We start from the raw sequence: 15,189 nt of genomic DNA on the forward strand, positions 1-15,189 counted from the left end.
TTGACAGACGATGGAGTGAACCCATGCGTGACATGATGGGCATGATGAAACAGGCAAAGGAACTGCAGGCCAAGATGAAGGCCATGCAGGACGAGATCGCCAATCTTGAAGCAACCGCGTCTTCGGGCGGCGGTCTGGTCACGATCACGCTTTCGGGCAAGGGCACGCTGTCTGCTCTGAAGATCGATCCGTCGCTTGCCAAGGAAGAGGACGTGGAAATCCTCGAAGACCTGATCATCGCAGCCCACAACGATGCCAAGGCAAAGCTCGAAGCTGAGATGGCTGAAAAGACCCAGTCGCTGACCGCTGGTCTGCCAATCCCTCCGGGCTTCAAGCTGCCGTTTTAAAGCGATGAGGGGAGCGACGAAGCTCCCCCACTCAGCTTATCTTTTACTCGTCAATTTTCCAAAGCAGCCCAACTTTCTAAAGCAGTATGTCCAAACGTATCGCCGGTCCTGAAATTGAACGTCTGATCCAGCTTCTGGCGCGAGTGCCGGGACTGGGGCCGCGTTCTGCGCGTCGTGCGGCGCTGCATCTGATCAAGAAGAAAGAGGCGCTTCTGGTGCCGCTTGGCGGTGCCATGCAGGAAGCGGCTGAAAAGGTGCGCATTTGCTCGTGCTGCGGCAATGTCGACACCTCGGATCCTTGCACGATCTGCACCGATGATCGTCGCGATCCGTCCATGCTGATCGTCGTAGAAGATGTGTCCGATCTTTGGGCGCTCGAACGCGCAGGCACCATGAATGTCCGCTATCACGTGCTGGGCGGTCGGCTATCGCCGCTCGATGGCATTGGTCCCGATGATCTCAACATCAAAGGGCTGGTTGAGCGCGTTGCATCAGGTGAAATCAAGGAAGTGATTCTTGCTGTCAACGCGACGGTGGAAGGGCAGACAACCGCCCATTACATCACTGATCAGCTGACCGATTTCGACGTGCGTGTCACGCGATTGGCACACGGCGTGCCTGTCGGTGGTGAGCTTGATTATCTTGACGAAGGCACGCTTGCGGCGGCTCTAAGGGCGCGAACAGCGCTATAAACATTCAATAATTTGGAGACTGGCATGAAGGCTGGCAGATGGAAACGAAGCTTCAAAATCGCTCTCGGTCTGTTCACGGCTTTTGCCATTTCTCCAGCAATAGCAGCCCCTTCCAAAGCACAGGTCGAAAGCCAGTATCGTAACTGGATCGAAAAAGACCTCTGGCCGGAAGCCAAAGCCGCCGGCGTTTCACGTGCCATTTTCGAGCAGGCTTTTGCAGGCGTTACCATCAACTGGAAACTGCCTGATCTGGTGATTCCAGGCGAAAAGCCAACGACGCCCAAAGAGCAGAAGCAGGCTGAATTCGGTGCTCCCGGTAAATACTTCAATGCAAAGACGCTTGGTTCCGTCACCGGCGGCGGCAAGGCTCGGCTTGGCCAGAATGCAAGTTTGCTTAAAAAGATCGAACAGCAATATGGCGTGCCGGGCCGCATCATTGTGGCCATCTGGGGTCGTGAATCCGGCTTTGGCACGGTCAAGATTCCATACAATGCGTTTGAAGTGCTCGGCACCAAGGCCTTCATGGCAACGCGCAAGGATATGTTCCGCAAGGAGCTGATCGCAGCACTTACGATCACCTCACGCGGTTACATTGCCAATAGTTCGATGAAAAGCTCATGGGCAGGCGCATTGGGCCAGCCGCAATTCATGCCAACCTCCTATCTCAAACATGCCGTTGATTTCGACGGAGATGGCAAGCGCGATATCTGGAACTCGGTGCCGGATACGCTGGCATCGATTGCCAATTATCTCAAAATCCATGGCTGGCAGGCAGGGCGCGACTGGGGCTATGAGGTCAATGTGCCTCAGAGCATTTCCTGCGCGCTGGAAGGGCCTGATCAGGGCAAGACGTTTGCCGAATGGGCAAAGCTCGGTATCACCCGCTCCAATGGCAAGGCGTTTCCGGCCAATGAAATGCGGGGCGAGGGCTTTCTGCTCATGCCCGCTGGTCGCTATGGCCCGGCCTTTATCGTGACGCCGAATTTCTACGTCATCAAAGATTATAATATGAGCGATCTCTATGCGCTCTTCATCGGCCATGTTGGCGACCGTATTGCCTATGGAGCGGGTGACTTTCAGACCCAATGGGGCAATGTCGGCACCATGTATCGCTCCGATATTCTGGCGATGCAGAAGCGTATGCAGGCGCAGGGTTACGATGTTGGTAAGGCCGATGGTCTGCCGGGCTTCAAAACCCGCCGCTCGATTGGTCTTTGGCAGTCCAAGAATGGCATGGCACCAACCTGCTTTACCCAGCCTGAGCTGGTAAAGTCCATTCGTTAAAATCTGCGCCGGAGTGAGATAATCGCTCCGGCGCAATGCTTTTAAGCAGCCTTTGTCAGCATACCATGCGGGTCGAGCACGAATTTCTTCGCCACGCCCTGATCAAAGCTTTCATAGCCCTGTGGTGCATCTTCCAGTGAAATCACTTGAGCATTGACGATGTCAGCAATATTCAGGCGTCCATGCAGAATGGCCTGCATGAGCTGACGGTTATATTTGACCACCGGCGTCTGACCTGTGTGGAAAGATTGGGCCTTTGCCCAACCAAGACCAAAGCGCAGCGACAGACTTCCCTGCTTGGCAGCATTGTCGACAGCACCGGGATCTTCGGTCACGTAAAGACCCGGAATGCCAATGGAGCCTGCCGGGCGGGTGATTTCCATCATCTGGTTGAGAACAATAGCTGGTTGCTCGCCACCGCTATGGCCGCGCGCTTCAAAGCCAACAGCGTCAATGGCGCTATCCACTTCATTGCTGCCGGTCACTTCGGCAATCATATCACCAAGACGGTCGCTTGCCGAAAGGTCAATCGGCTCGAAACCAATCTTGCGGGCATGTTCCAGTCGCTCTTTGTTGAAATCGCCGACCATGACGACGGCTGCACCCAAAATACGGGCTGATGCGGCAGCAGCCAGTCCGACGGGTCCAGCACCGGCTACATAGACGATGGAGCCCACGCCGACGCCCGCCTTCACTGCCCCATGAAAGCCGGTGGGCAGAATATCCGACAGCATGGTCAGGTCGCGAATTTTCTCGATGGCCTGTTCACGATCCGGGAATTTCAGCAGATTGAAGTCGGCATAAGGCACCATGACATAACGTGCCTGCCCGCCGATCCAGCCACCCATATCGACATAGCCATATGCTCCGCCAGCGCGCGATGGATTGACGGTCAGACAGACGCCGGTGTCCTGCGACTTGCAGCAGCGGCAGCGCCCGCAGGCAACGTTAAAGGGCACCGAAACGATGTCGCCCACTTCGAGCATTTCCACATCGCTGCCTTTTTCAATCACTTCGCCAGTGATTTCATGGCCGAGCACAAGACCGGGCATTGCAGTGGTACGACCGCGCACCATGTGCTGGTCGGAGCCGCAAATATTGGTTGTGATAACTTTCAGGATGACAGCGTGGTCCAGCTTGCGCCCATCGGGAGCACTCAGCACTGGATCATCAATGTCATGAACTTCAACTTTACCCGGACGCATATACACAACGCCTCTATTCCTGCTCATGTCTACCTCCTCCAGATCGACAGTGCGGACCAATCTCGATCCGCATATTAGGTCGAGATGTGCGGGGATATACCCGTCCGCCGAGCCTACAGTGCTTATCGGCCGGGGAGGTGTTCTGTGCGCGACATGTCCGGTTCTCTCATCAGCATGTCGGCGAAAGACTTGAGAGCCTTGGTCTGATAGCGATCATTGTGCGAAAGCATCAGAAACTGTCGTTGCGGCAGCACGAAATCGGCTTTGACAAGCGTGCCCGCTGCAAGATGGGGCGCCGCCACCAGTTCCGAAATAGCCGTGACGTAGTTGCCTGAGAGAACGGCAGAACAGATGGCCTCGTTGGAGGGAAGCTCCAGCGCAATATTAAGACGCGCGGGGTTGTAGCCTGCAACGCGCATTGCATCTTCAAACACACTGCGGGTGCCTGAACCATGTTCACGCAATATCCATTGACCGCGGAACAGTGAATCCCATGTGAGCTGCCCTGCATGATGCCACACGTGATCAGGCCGCGTGACGACAATCAACTGGTCATTGGCAACTTTGCGTAGTGAGAGGGTAGGCGCCTGCACAGCGCCTTCCACAAGACCAATATCCGCTAATCCTTCCTGTGTAGCTTCGGTTACGCTCTCGGTGTTTCCAAGCGTGAGACGCAGGTCGATCATCGGGTGCGTTGCATGAAATTGTGCCAGATAGGGCGGCAGCCAGTAGCTCGCGATGGTCTGGCTGGCGTGGATTGCGAGGATGCCGCGTTTGCCGCCACCAAGCTCGGAAAGCATACGCTCCGCCGACTGTGCTCGGGCCAGTGTTGCCCGCGCTTCATCGAGAAACATGCGACCATCACCGGTCAGCTCGATGCGCCGGCCAATACGATTGAAGAGCATTGCGCCATAGCGCTCTTCGAGCGTGCGAATAGCCGAACTCACGGCCGATGGCGTGAGATGCAGTGCTTCCGATGCGCGGGTCAGGTGCTCCCGCTCGGCCACTTCGAGGAAAATACGCAGTTGTTCCAGTGTCATAGCGTCAATCGTTCGATTTTATCGAATGAATTGTGCCATATTATGCGATGGAATGAACAGAAGAAATGATGCATCAGCTTGGAAAATATTTCTCAAAACCTGAATGCCGATCCACATGACAACCGCAACTGCCACCAAATTCAAAAACATTCTCCCCGGTCTGGCGCTTAGCCTCGCCGTCTCAGTGGTTGCGGTTGGGCTTGAAAAGGTCGAGGAGCACTATACGGGCAAGGCATGGCTTGAAGCGCTGGTCCTGGCGATCCTGTTAGGAACTGCTGTCAGAAGTATTTTCCGCCCCGGCAAACAGTTTGCCAAGGGCATCAGCTTTTCGGCAAAAATGCTGCTGGAAATTGCAGTGGTGCTGCTCGGCGCATCCATCAGCGCCAGTGCTGTCATTGATGCGGGGCCGGGCCTTATACTCGGGATTGCCTGCGTCGTGGTGATGGCCATCACATTCAGTTATGGCATCGGACGGTTGTTAAAACTGCCTCACCGCATGGCTATTCTTGTTGCTTGCGGTAATTCGATCTGCGGTAATTCGGCTATAGCCGCCACTGCTCCCGTCATTGGCGCTGACAGCGAAGATGTTGCCGCCTCTATTGCGTTCACGGCTATTCTTGGCGTTGTTGTGGTGCTGCTCCTGCCACTGCTGGTGCCGCTGCTCGGAATGTCTTTTACGCAATATGGCATTCTGGCGGGGCTGACCGTCTATGCGGTACCGCAGGTGTTGGCCGCAACCGCTCCCGTTGCCACCATCAGCGTGCAGCTTGGCACATTGGTCAAGCTGGTGCGGGTGCTGATGCTTGGACCTGTTATTCTTGCGCTCTCCGTTCTGGCAGGCAACAAGGACGCGGAAGTAAAGCCGGGCTTTCTGCAACTTGTGCCGTGGTTCATCATCGGATTTCTCGGTATGATGGCGCTGCGCTCGCTGCATCTGATCCCGAGCACAATTCTGCCAGGCATTCAATTCGCATCGACAGCCTTGACGATTATTTCGATGGCTGCACTGGGATTGGGGGTTGATGTACGTTCTGTTGCCTCAGCAGGTGGACGCGTGACACTCACGGCCATTCTTTCACTGCTGGTTCTTGGGATCATCAGTCTTGCGCTGATCCATTTGCTTGGCGTGGTGTGAGTATGCTCACAGCGCTATTATTCGTTTTTGAAGCGGGGCCGGTTAGTATCAGATAAAACGGCCCCGTTCATAAGCGTTATTCGCTAAAATGCGAAAGTTCAGAAGATTTAGAACTTGTAGGCGACGCCAATGCGAATATCGTTGGTGGATAGCTTCCGGCTGTAATTCGTTGAATTGTTCAAGTCGAAGCTTTGTTTGCCGAAGTCGGTGTAGCGATACTCAAGACGCAGAACCACATTATCGGTTGCCGCATAGTCAACGCCGCCGCCAATCGTCCAGCCGGAACGCGTTTTGTCGCTTGTAAAGCTTGAGTTTGGTGTCGCGACAGTATCTTTAATACCACCTAGGGCTACACCACCTGCAATATAAGGAAGGAAACGGTCCATTGCATACCCAACGCGTGCGCGCGCTGCGCCAGCCCAGCGGGCCTGCGTTGTAGCGTATGCCGCGTAGCCTGAAGCATCATTTTTCTTGGACTTGTTAAAGGCGGCCGTAAAGTCCAGTTCAGCACCCAAAATTACGTTATTTCCAACATCGAAATTATAGCCTGTATAGATTCCGCCGAGGAAGCCCTTTCCCGTGGCTTTCGCTTCAGGAAAGTTGGCATAGGAAAATTTGCCCTTCGTCATTGAATAGTCGATTTGTCCGCCGATATACGCGCCACTCCAATTAAATACGGGTGCAGCAAACGATGGTGCAGGTTCCTGAGCGCTGACGACGTCAGCCGCATAGGCGCCTGTTGTCAAAGTTGCGAGCAAAATTGAAGAGCTTAGTATTAAAAATTTCTTCACGTAGAAACTCCATGTAGCAATAAAATTTACTTTTTGGAACTTTGAATTCGCACATCAAATTTTCTTGATCAATAACAACTATGTGCCTTGTTTATTAGGCTATTCTATAGGGTGACTTTCTATAATTGGATTTAAATTTAAGTTTCTGGAAGATGAGGTTGAAAATTGCTCTAAAAAAGAAAAAGCCCGCCAAATGGCGGGCTTTCTCATGTTTGGTTGAGGAGTAGGAAAACTTAGTTGTTTTCCGACTTCTTCATTGCTGCAGCAAGAATGTCGCCGAGCGAAGCGCCGGAGTCGGACGAACCGTACTGAGCAACAGCTTCTTTTTCTTCAGCGATTTCGAGCGCCTTGATCGAGACCTGCAGCTTGCGGGTCTTCTTGTCGAAAGCGATGACGCGAGCGTCAACCTTCTGACCAACCGTGAAGCGTTCTGGGCGCTGTTCGTCACGATCACGCGACAGATCCGAGCGCTTGATGAAGCTTTCGAGGTCGTGGTCGATCAGACGAACTTCAAGGCCACCATCGGTAACTGCGGTTACTTCGCAAGTTACAACAGCGTTCTTGCGCAGTTCACCCGAAGCTGCTGCTTCACCGACCTTGTCGCCGGAAAGCTGCTTGATGCCGAGCGAGATGCGTTCCTTTTCGATATCAACGTCGAGAACAACGGCCTTAACAACTTCGCCCTTGTTGTACTCTTCGATGACCTGCTCGCCTGGACGGTTCCAGTCGAGATCGGAAAGGTGAACCATGCCGTCAACGTCGCCGTCGAGACCAATGAACAGGCCGAATTCGGTCTTGTTCTTGACTTCGCCTTCAACGATCGTGCCCTGTGGGTACTTCTGAGCGAAGGTGGTCCATGGGTTGTCGAGGGTCTGCTTGAGACCGAGGGAGATGCGGCGCTTGACCGGATCAACTTCGAGCACAACGACTTCGACTTCCTGCGTGGTCGACAGGATCTTGCCCGGATGCACGTTCTTCTTGGTCCACGACATTTCGGAAACGTGGATCAGACCTTCGATGCCTGGCTCGATTTCGACGAATGCACCGTAGTCGGTGATGTTCGTGACAGTACCGGTGATCTTTTTGCCGATCGGGTACTTCGCGCCGATGCCATCCCAAGGATCGTTCTCGAGCTGCTTCATGCCGAGCGAGATACGATGGGTATCCTGATTGATACGGATGATCTGCACCTTGACGGTCTGGCCGATGGTGAGGATTTCCGAAGGATGGTTGACGCGACGCCATGCCATGTCGGTAACGTGCAGGAGACCGTCGATGCCGCCGAGGTCAACGAACGCACCGTAATCGGTGATGTTCTTGACAACGCCTTCAACGACCTGACCTTCTTCAAGGTTCTGAACGATTTCCGAACGCTGTTCTGCACGGCTTTCTTCAAGAACGGTACGACGCGAGACAACGATGTTGCCGCGACGCTTGTCCATCTTGAGGATTTCGAAAGGCTGTGGGACGTGCATAAGCGGGGTAACGTCGCGGATTGGACGAATGTCGACCTGCGAACGTGGAAGGAACGCAACTGCGCCGTCCAGATCGACGGTGAAACCACCCTTGACCTGGTTGAAGATGACGCCGTCGACGCGCTCGCCATTGGCGAACTTCTGCTCGAGCTTGCCCCAGCTTTCTTCACGACGTGCTTTTTCGCGCGACAGAACAGCTTCGCCGAGTGCGTTTTCGATGCGCTCAACGTAAACTTCAACTTCGTCGCCCGGCTTCATCGAGCCGTCTTTGCCCTTCGCGCCGAATTCCTTCAGCGGTACGCGACCTTCGACCTTGAGGCCAGCATCGATGATTGCCATGTCTTTTTCGATGGCAACGATGCGACCCTTTACAACATAACCTTCTGCAAGGTCATTGTTGGCAAAGGATTCGGCCAGCAGCGACTCGAAGTCTGCGAGGGAGGGATTGAATTCAGACATAAATACTCCTGATGCATCCGGTATGAAACAACATCGGATGCGGCGCCGGGGGTTAGAGTTGCGTTAGGCCTGTCCTTCGGCTCCGTCCCTTTGGGACAACCGGCGCGTGGAACGCGAAGTCAGGTTATAAATGCGGGTGAGACCTATATAGGAACAAACCCCGAATTATCCAGCATTTCTAGGACATAATCATACCAGAAAGTCTCGCGACAATCCTGATATTATGCCTTGTGCTGCGCGAAAGCGTGATCGATCAGCTTTTTTGCCGCCAGAAATGCCGCTTCTATACTCATTTCGCTCGTATCTAGCAAGTGCGCGTCTTCCGCAGGCCGCAGTGGCGAATCCGTACGGTTCATATCGCGCTCGTCACGCTTCTTGAGGTCGGCCAGAATTTCTTCGAAATCGGCTGTGCCACCTTTTGCAAGGATCTCGTCAAAGCGGCGTTGTGCACGAACTTCCGGTGAGGCTGTCACAAACAGCTTGATCTCGGCTTGCGGGCAGACAACGGTCCCGATATCACGTCCATCAAGCACGCTTGATGGCAATGCAGCTGCAAAATTGCGCTGCGCTTCGACAAGTGCGCGCCGCACGGCAGGCATGACGGCTACTTTGGAAGCCGCCTCGCCAATGGCATGGGCCGAAAGCACGGCCTTGTCCATCCCGTGCAGATCGAGATTAAGGGCGACTTCTGCCGCAACTGCCTCGTCATCGAGCGGCAGGCCCTGATCGAGCAGCGCCTTCGCAACCGCCCGATAGGTCAGCCCGGTATCCAGATGAGGAATGCCGTAGTGAATGGCGATGCGCCGGGCAAGAGTTCCCTTGCCCGAAGCTGCCGGTCCGTCGATGGCAACGACGAAGCTTGTCATCGCGCGTCGCTTACTTCGATTTTCGCACCAAGGCCTGGCATCATCGTCATGAATTCAGGGAATGAGGTTGCAATCATCGTGCTGTCGTCAACAGTGACGGGTTTTTCAGAGGCCAGTCCCATGACGAGGAAGCTCATCGCGATGCGGTGATCGAGATGAGTTGCAACCGTGCCTCCGCCCAGCCCCTTGCCGTCGGGGCGACCGCGAACCGTCAGCGACATCTCGCCTTCGGTGCAATCGACGCCATTGGCTTCAAGGCCGCGTGCGACAGCTGCAAGACGATCTGATTCCTTCACACGCAATTCGTCGAGACCATCCATGATGGTTTCTCCTTCGGCAAAAGAAGCGGCAATAGCCAGAACCGGATATTCATCGATCATCGACGGTGCGCGTTCCGGCGGAACGACAACGCCCTTGAGCTTCGATGATTTCACACGCAGATCGGCAACATCTTCGCCACCCGCAAGGCGCGGATCGATGATTTCGATGTCTGCGCCCATTTCCTGCAAGGTGAGGATAAGGCCGGTTCGGGTTGGGTTCATGAGCACGTTGCGGATGGTGACATCCGAGCCTTCAACGAGCAGCGCTGCAACAAGCGGGAAGGCGGTCGAGGATGGATCGCCCGGTACATCGATGGTCTGGCCGGTCAGCTTGCCCTGTCCTGTGATGCGGATATGGCGAACGCCATCCTTGTCGGTTTCGACGATAAGATCGGCACCAAAGCCCTGCAGCATCTTTTCAGTGTGATCGCGCGTCATGACCGGCTCGATGACGGTCGTAACGCCCGGCGTATTGAGGCCAGCCAGCAGAACAGCCGACTTCACCTGCGCAGAAGCCATCGGCACGCGATAGCTGATCGGATTGGCTGTCTTGGGGCCAGTCAATGTCAGCGGCAGGCGATCGCCTTCTGCAGCCTTCACCTGAACGCCCATTTCACGCAGCGGATTGAGCACACGACCCATGGGGCGAGAGGTCAGCGATGCATCACCGATAAAGGTTGTCGTCATGTCATAGGTGCCGACGAGACCCATGGTGAGGCGGGCACCGGTTCCGGCATTGCCGAAATCGAGTGGCGCTTCCGGCTGCAACAGGCAGCCATTGCCAACACCGTTGATGATCCAGATATCGCCATCTTTGCGAATCTTTGCACCCATCGCCTGCATGGCGCGGCCAGTATTGATAACGTCTTCGCCTTCCAGCAGGCCTGTAATGCGGGTTTCGCCTGATGCGAGGCCACCGAACATGAACGAACGGTGGGAAATGGATTTGTCACCCGGAATGCGGATTTCGCCCTTGAGTGCCTCTGAATGGCGGGCGATTGCAGGTTTCGGGGATGCAGAATGGGACATGGATTTTTCACTGTCTCATTTGGGCGTTATTCACGCGGGATTGATCAAAGCGGCAGCTTCCTAGCACAGGAACAAGGCGGGGTCATCCGCCAATGCATGATTTGAGGCGTTCTAAGAGAGCAGAATGAGTCTTTCGCTTTGACAAAAGCTGCAAATTGCGTTTATGCACCGAACAACACCGTAAGGCGCGCTTTACGCCTTCTCCTCACCAATTGAAGGTTTGGAGTATAATGGCGAGCTTAAAGCATGTAAGCGTAGCAGACGCGGTTTGAATGAATTTGTGACCCGGATGAACAAGCGGCGTAAAACATCGCAGGCGCGACGGGGACGACAAGAGGCGTGGAGTGCCACAGGCACGACAGGGATAAAAACTCACGAGGCTAAACGTGGCAAAAGCTGAACTTGGTACCAAGCGCATTGATCCGGAAACGGGCAAGAAGTTTTACGATCTCAATCGCGATCCGATTGTTTCGCCTTACACCGGTATTTCGTACCCACGGTCGTATTTTGAAGCGACCGTAGCTGAAAGCCGTGCGGCTGAAGAGGAAGCTGAAGAGGAAGAACTGGATACGGCACTCGAAAAGCCGGAATTCGTTTCTCTCGAAGATGCGGACGACGAAGCCAAGGGTGGCGACGATCTGCCGGAAATCGATGATGACGTCGATCTGGGCGATGACGATGACGACACATTCCTTGAAGAAGAGGAAGATGAAGACGACGACGTTTCCGGTATTCTGGGCGGCGGCGTCGGTGGTGACGACGAAGAAGTCTGATCAACTCTTCGCTGATCGAATTGCACAAGGCGGCTCACTGAGCCGCCTTGTTGCGTTTTAGTATTCCGTTTGCGGCTTTGGCCTGTCTTGACAGTGGCTTGAGCATCATCGGCAAATTATTTTTGACAGATACCAAAAGAGTTGTGATTTAGCTCTTGATCTTCTGTAACGAGCCATTTAATAAGCCGCCACACCGGACAGAAATTCCTGTCTGGCCAACCTCGAAAGAGGTCTGATGGGGCCATAGCTCAGCTGGGAGAGCGCTTGCATGGCATGCAAGAGGTCAGCGGTTCGATCCCGCTTGGCTCCACCAAATTTTCCCTATTTTTCAATTTATCACATGCATACATGCACCTGATTTGACTTCGTACTTATCAGTATTAAGTTTCGCTCGACTTTTCATTCGATATAGCTACGGTAGTTTCGTCGAAACAATTGTCAGTGATATATTGAATGAAGCGGATTGCTGAATTTGATGGCTTGCGGTTTTTGCTGTGTTTGGGAATTGCAATCTTTCATTTTTCCTTCCGGGTTCCCGTGAAGAACGATCATCTGCAAGAGCTTATATTAACATTCTCTTATTTTACAGATGTCTTTTTTATTGTTTCTGGTTTGTTTCTTGCGCGCCGGGACAATTATATATGGAGTAAGCGACATTATATTGGGTTTGTCGGTAAGCGCCTGGCGCGGATTTATCCGCTACACGCAATGACTTTTGCCTGCTTCGCGCTCCTGTCCCTTCTCGCTGCGGCTGGCGTTCTTCATCCTTCCGCAGAACCGAATATGAGCGTGTCAGATGGGCTCACGCAATTGCTGCTTGTGCACGATTGGGGTTTCGGAAAAACATTCTCCTATAATTACGTCAGTTGGTCGCTGAGCGCACTCTTCCTGATGTATCTTTGCTTTCCGTTGTTCGACATTCTCTGCCGTCGCCTCGGAGGTCTGATCCTGATCGTCATCATAGTGGCTGTCATGGGTGGGGAATATCTGGCGCAGAAGCTCGATGTATTATCGATCACCCGTATTCAGTTCGCTGATATTGGCGTTTTACGCGCTCTGCCGTCGTTTCTCTTCGGAATGTGGCTCGCGCGGCAAGCGCACTACCGAGTTCCAACCATCTTTATCAAGGTGGCGCTTGCGGCCTGTCTGATCATCTTTCTATTTTATCATCCAGAAAATATTGCAGGTGAACTGACCACGCTGGAAGGTCCGATGCGCTTGGCCTTTCTCTATTTTTGCCTTTACGTGTTTTATCTCGCCGCCATACAAAACATCTATACGCCGCTGCGATTCCCACCGCTGATAAGGCTATCCCGCTACAGCTTTGGCATTTTCATTCTGCATCCGCTTGTAGGTCTCGTCTTCTTCAACGCTGTTCCGCAACATTGGTCCGAGACCACAATGGGTGGAGTATTGCTGATCGGGGGTGGTGTTCTGGTGAGTCTTCTCACAGCAATGGCCGCTTGGCGCCTTTTCGAAAATCCGATCAATCGCTGGCTCGTAACCCGCATCAATGCGTGGGAGAACCGGGAAAACGAGGCTGCGAAGCTCACGCTTCCAGAGCGAGCCGTTTGATCGGCACTCGAGCCGGTTGTTATCGCGATACATTCTCAAGCATGTCGAATTGCATCAAGAAAATATGTTTTTTAGCAAAAGCATGGACGAGGCGGCGAGTCTCTTTTAGAAATTCGTGTTGGAGGCTGACCTGTAGACGATTTTCAGCTCCGCATGGTTCTGGGAGGAATGATGACCACCAACGCAATCCCTACGCAGTTTTCGCATGACCACCCACTATGGCAACCGGATGCGGGGCGCATCGCCGCCAGCAATCTGGAGCAATTCCGCATTCGCGCAGAACAGCGCACGGGCTTGAGCCTGCCGGATTATGCCGGGCTGCATCGCTGGTCGGTCGAGGATCGTGCTGGTTTCTGGACACTCATATGGGATTTCTGCGAGGTTATCGGCGAGCGTGGCAAAACGGCCCTTGTCGATAAAGGCCATATGCGTGACGCAAAATTCTTCCCCGAGGCACGGCTCAATTTCGCCGAAAACCTGTTGCGCCATGAGGGTGGCGAGGAAGCCATCGTCTTTCGCGGTGAGGACAAGGTCGAGCGCCGCCTGACATGGGACGATCTTCACGCGCTGGTCTCGAAACTGCAGCAATTCATGCTGGCGGAGGGGGTTCAGCCGGGCGACCGTGTGGCAGGCATGATGCCCAATATGCCGGAGGCTGTGGCCCTGATGCTGGCCGCCTCGTCCATCGGTGCGGTGTGGTCTTCATGCTCGCCGGATTTTGGCGTGCAGGGCGTACTCGACCGTTTCGGCCAGATCGAACCAAAGCTTTTCTTCGCCTGCGATGGCTACTGGTATAATGGCAAGCGCATTGACGTTGCCGACAAGGTTGCTGAGGTGACGGCAAAGCTGCCGGGCCTGAAACGTGCCGTCATCGTCACCTATCTCGGCGAAGCGGAAGCCGTTGCTGACCGCGCTGAAAAGGGCATTGCGCTTGATGCGGCTCTGGAACCGTTCGAGGCCAAAGAAGTCGAGTTCACGCGGCTCCCCTTCGATCATCCGCTTTGTATCCTGTTTTCGTCCGGCACGACGGGCATTCCGAAATGCATTGTGCATCGCGCGGGCGGTGTGCTGTTGCAGCACCTGAAAGAACACCGCCTGCATGCGGATATTCGCGACGGTGATCGCTTCTTCTATTTCACCACCTGCGGATGGATGATGTGGAACTGGCTGGCTTCCGGTATCGCCTCCGGCGCTACACTTCTGCTCTATGACGGTTCGCCCTTCTATCCCGACGGCAATGTGCTGTTCGACTATGCTGCCGCCGAGGGCATGACCTATTTCGGCACTTCGGCGAAATTCATCGACGCGGTGTTGAAAGCCGGTCTGAAGCCCGGCGAGACACATAATCTTTCGGCACTGCGCACTGTCTCCTCGACCGGATCGCCGCTGTCGCCGGAAGGCTTTGCCTTCGTCTATGAGGAAATCAAAAAGGACGTGCATCTCGCGTCCATTTCCGGCGGTACGGATATCGTGTCCTGCTTCGTGCTGGGCGTTCCGACGGAGCCGGTCTGGCTGGGCGAAATTCAGGGCGCGGGCCTTGGCATGGCCGTCGATGTCTGGAATGACGATGGCAAGCCGGTGCGCCGTGAGAAAGGCGAGCTGGTCTGCACGAAGGCATTCCCCTGCATGCCGCTGCAATTCTGGAACGATCCCGAAGGCGCGAAATATCAGGCCGCCTATTTCGAGCGCTTCGACAATATCTGGTGCCATGGCGATTTTGCCGAATGGACCGAGCATGACGGCATCGTCATCCATGGTCGTTCGGACGCGACACTCAACCCCGGCGGCGTGCGTATCGGTACGGCGGAGATCTACAATCAGGTCGAACAGATGCCGGAGATCGCTGAGGCGCTCTGCATCGGGCAGGATTGGGATAATGACGTGCGGGTGGTGCTGTTCGTGCGGCTCGCCGAAGGTATCGCGCTGGACGACGACCTCAAGGCGCGCATCAAGACCAAGATTCGCACCGGCGCCACGCCGCGTCACGTTCCGGCGAAAATCGTTGCTGTCCGGGATATTCCGCGCACCAAGTCGGGAAAGATCGTGGAGCTTGCCGTGCGCGATATAGTGCATGGGCGCGATGTGAAGAATCGCGAGGCGCTGGCAAACCCCGAAGCGCTGGAGCTTTATCGCGATATTGCCGCGCTTCATGAGGATTGATTTGGTTGCCGGGTAACGGACGCAACAAAATTTCGTTA

The 15,189-nt window shown here is 54.5% G+C and carries 13 protein-coding genes and 1 tRNA gene; 8 read left to right on the forward strand and 6 right to left on the reverse strand.

Annotation, left to right across the window (positions count from 1 at the left end):
- Positions 1–23 precede the first annotated feature (23 nt).
- From CEV33_RS14855 to CEV33_RS14865, 3 genes are all read left to right on the forward strand, one after another.
- Positions 24–347, forward strand: coding sequence for a YbaB/EbfC family nucleoid-associated protein (locus tag CEV33_RS14855; protein ID WP_024898299.1), 324 nt, complete (start codon positions 24–26; stop codon positions 345–347).
- Positions 348–433: 86 nt separating this feature from the next.
- Entirely contained in the window at positions 434–1,039 is a 606-nt protein-coding gene (gene recR / locus CEV33_RS14860; RefSeq protein WP_094541206.1) for a recombination mediator RecR, read from the forward strand.
- A 24-nt stretch (positions 1,040–1,063) separates the two neighbouring features.
- On the forward strand, positions 1,064–2,323 hold the full coding sequence (locus CEV33_RS14865; RefSeq protein ID WP_094541207.1) for a lytic murein transglycosylase: 1,260 nt from the start codon (positions 1,064–1,066) through the stop codon (positions 2,321–2,323).
- Positions 2,324–2,364: 41 nt separating this feature from the next.
- Here CEV33_RS14865 and fdhA read toward each other — a convergent pair whose 3' ends face one another.
- Both fdhA and CEV33_RS14875 read right to left on the reverse strand, forming a co-directional pair.
- A complete protein-coding gene (gene fdhA / locus CEV33_RS14870; RefSeq protein WP_094541208.1) occupies positions 2,365–3,555 on the reverse strand; it encodes a formaldehyde dehydrogenase, glutathione-independent in 1,191 nt (396 codons plus the stop codon).
- A 95-nt stretch (positions 3,556–3,650) separates the two neighbouring features.
- Positions 3,651–4,568 carry a LysR family transcriptional regulator gene (locus CEV33_RS14875; protein WP_094541209.1) on the reverse strand — a complete coding sequence of 306 codons (918 nt, stop codon included), beginning with the start codon at positions 4,566–4,568 and terminating at the stop codon, positions 3,651–3,653.
- 115 nt (positions 4,569–4,683) lie between these two features.
- On the opposite strand from CEV33_RS14875, the gene CEV33_RS14880 reads away from it, so the two are divergent.
- The gene (locus tag CEV33_RS14880; protein ID WP_094541210.1) at positions 4,684–5,703 is read left to right on the forward strand and encodes a YeiH family protein; all 1,020 of its coding nucleotides are present in this window, start codon (positions 4,684–4,686) and stop codon (positions 5,701–5,703) included.
- A 107-nt stretch (positions 5,704–5,810) separates the two neighbouring features.
- Here CEV33_RS14880 and CEV33_RS14885 read toward each other — a convergent pair whose 3' ends face one another.
- The 4 genes from CEV33_RS14885 to aroA form a co-directional block, all read right to left on the reverse strand.
- Positions 5,811–6,494, reverse strand: coding sequence for an outer membrane protein (locus CEV33_RS14885; RefSeq protein ID WP_094541211.1), 684 nt, complete (start codon positions 6,492–6,494; stop codon positions 5,811–5,813).
- A gap of 233 nt (positions 6,495–6,727) precedes the next feature.
- Positions 6,728–8,428: a 30S ribosomal protein S1 gene (rpsA, locus tag CEV33_RS14890; RefSeq protein ID WP_094541212.1), complete on the reverse strand. Its 1,701-nt coding sequence runs from the start codon at positions 8,426–8,428 to the stop codon at positions 6,728–6,730.
- A 221-nt stretch (positions 8,429–8,649) separates the two neighbouring features.
- The gene (cmk, locus tag CEV33_RS14895; RefSeq protein ID WP_094541213.1) at positions 8,650–9,294 is read right to left on the reverse strand and encodes a (d)CMP kinase; all 645 of its coding nucleotides are present in this window, start codon (positions 9,292–9,294) and stop codon (positions 8,650–8,652) included.
- Positions 9,291–10,643, reverse strand: a complete 1,353-nt coding sequence (aroA, locus tag CEV33_RS14900) for a 3-phosphoshikimate 1-carboxyvinyltransferase (protein ID WP_094541214.1) — start codon at positions 10,641–10,643, stop codon at positions 9,291–9,293. Before aroA ends, cmk begins: the two co-directional genes overlap by 4 nt.
- Before the next feature lie 386 nt (positions 10,644–11,029).
- Between aroA and CEV33_RS14905 the strand changes: the two genes are divergently transcribed.
- The 4 genes from CEV33_RS14905 (at position 11,030) to CEV33_RS14920 (ending at position 15,151) form a co-directional block, all read left to right on the forward strand.
- The gene (locus CEV33_RS14905) at positions 11,030–11,416 is read left to right on the forward strand and encodes a TIGR02300 family protein (RefSeq protein WP_094541215.1); all 387 of its coding nucleotides are present in this window, start codon (positions 11,030–11,032) and stop codon (positions 11,414–11,416) included.
- A 237-nt stretch (positions 11,417–11,653) separates the two neighbouring features.
- A tRNA-Ala gene (locus tag CEV33_RS14910) sits at positions 11,654–11,729 on the forward strand.
- Between the two features lie 140 nt (positions 11,730–11,869).
- Positions 11,870–12,991 carry an acyltransferase family protein gene (locus CEV33_RS14915; RefSeq protein ID WP_094541216.1) on the forward strand — a complete coding sequence of 374 codons (1,122 nt, stop codon included), beginning with the start codon at positions 11,870–11,872 and terminating at the stop codon, positions 12,989–12,991.
- A gap of 171 nt (positions 12,992–13,162) precedes the next feature.
- Entirely contained in the window at positions 13,163–15,151 is a 1,989-nt protein-coding gene (locus CEV33_RS14920; RefSeq protein ID WP_094541217.1) for an acetoacetate--CoA ligase, read from the forward strand.
- Positions 15,152–15,189 lie beyond the last annotated feature (38 nt).

This window comes from Brucella grignonensis (assembly GCF_002252505.1).
In the GTDB taxonomy this organism is placed as follows: Bacteria; Pseudomonadota; Alphaproteobacteria; order Rhizobiales; family Rhizobiaceae; genus Brucella; species Brucella grignonensis.

Coding starts and splice junctions, on each gene's coding strand:
- CEV33_RS14855 (WP_024898299.1), top strand. CDS start 24: ATGCGTGACATGATGGGCATGATGAAACAGGCAAAGGAACTGCAGGCC.
- recR (WP_094541206.1), top strand. CDS start 434: ATGTCCAAACGTATCGCCGGTCCTGAAATTGAACGTCTGATCCAGCTT.
- CEV33_RS14865 (WP_094541207.1), top strand. CDS start 1,064: ATGAAGGCTGGCAGATGGAAACGAAGCTTCAAAATCGCTCTCGGTCTG.
- fdhA (WP_094541208.1), bottom strand. CDS start 3,555: ATGAGCAGGAATAGAGGCGTTGTGTATATGCGTCCGGGTAAAGTTGAA.
- CEV33_RS14875 (WP_094541209.1), bottom strand. CDS start 4,568: ATGACACTGGAACAACTGCGTATTTTCCTCGAAGTGGCCGAGCGGGAG.
- CEV33_RS14880 (WP_094541210.1), top strand. CDS start 4,684: ATGACAACCGCAACTGCCACCAAATTCAAAAACATTCTCCCCGGTCTG.
- rpsA (WP_094541212.1), bottom strand. CDS start 8,428: ATGTCTGAATTCAATCCCTCCCTCGCAGACTTCGAGTCGCTGCTGGCC.
- cmk (WP_094541213.1), bottom strand. CDS start 9,294: ATGACAAGCTTCGTCGTTGCCATCGACGGACCGGCAGCTTCGGGCAAG.
- aroA (WP_094541214.1), bottom strand. CDS start 10,643: ATGTCCCATTCTGCATCCCCGAAACCTGCAATCGCCCGCCATTCAGAG.
- CEV33_RS14915 (WP_094541216.1), top strand. CDS start 11,870: ATGAAGCGGATTGCTGAATTTGATGGCTTGCGGTTTTTGCTGTGTTTG.
- CEV33_RS14920 (WP_094541217.1), top strand. CDS start 13,163: ATGACCACCAACGCAATCCCTACGCAGTTTTCGCATGACCACCCACTA.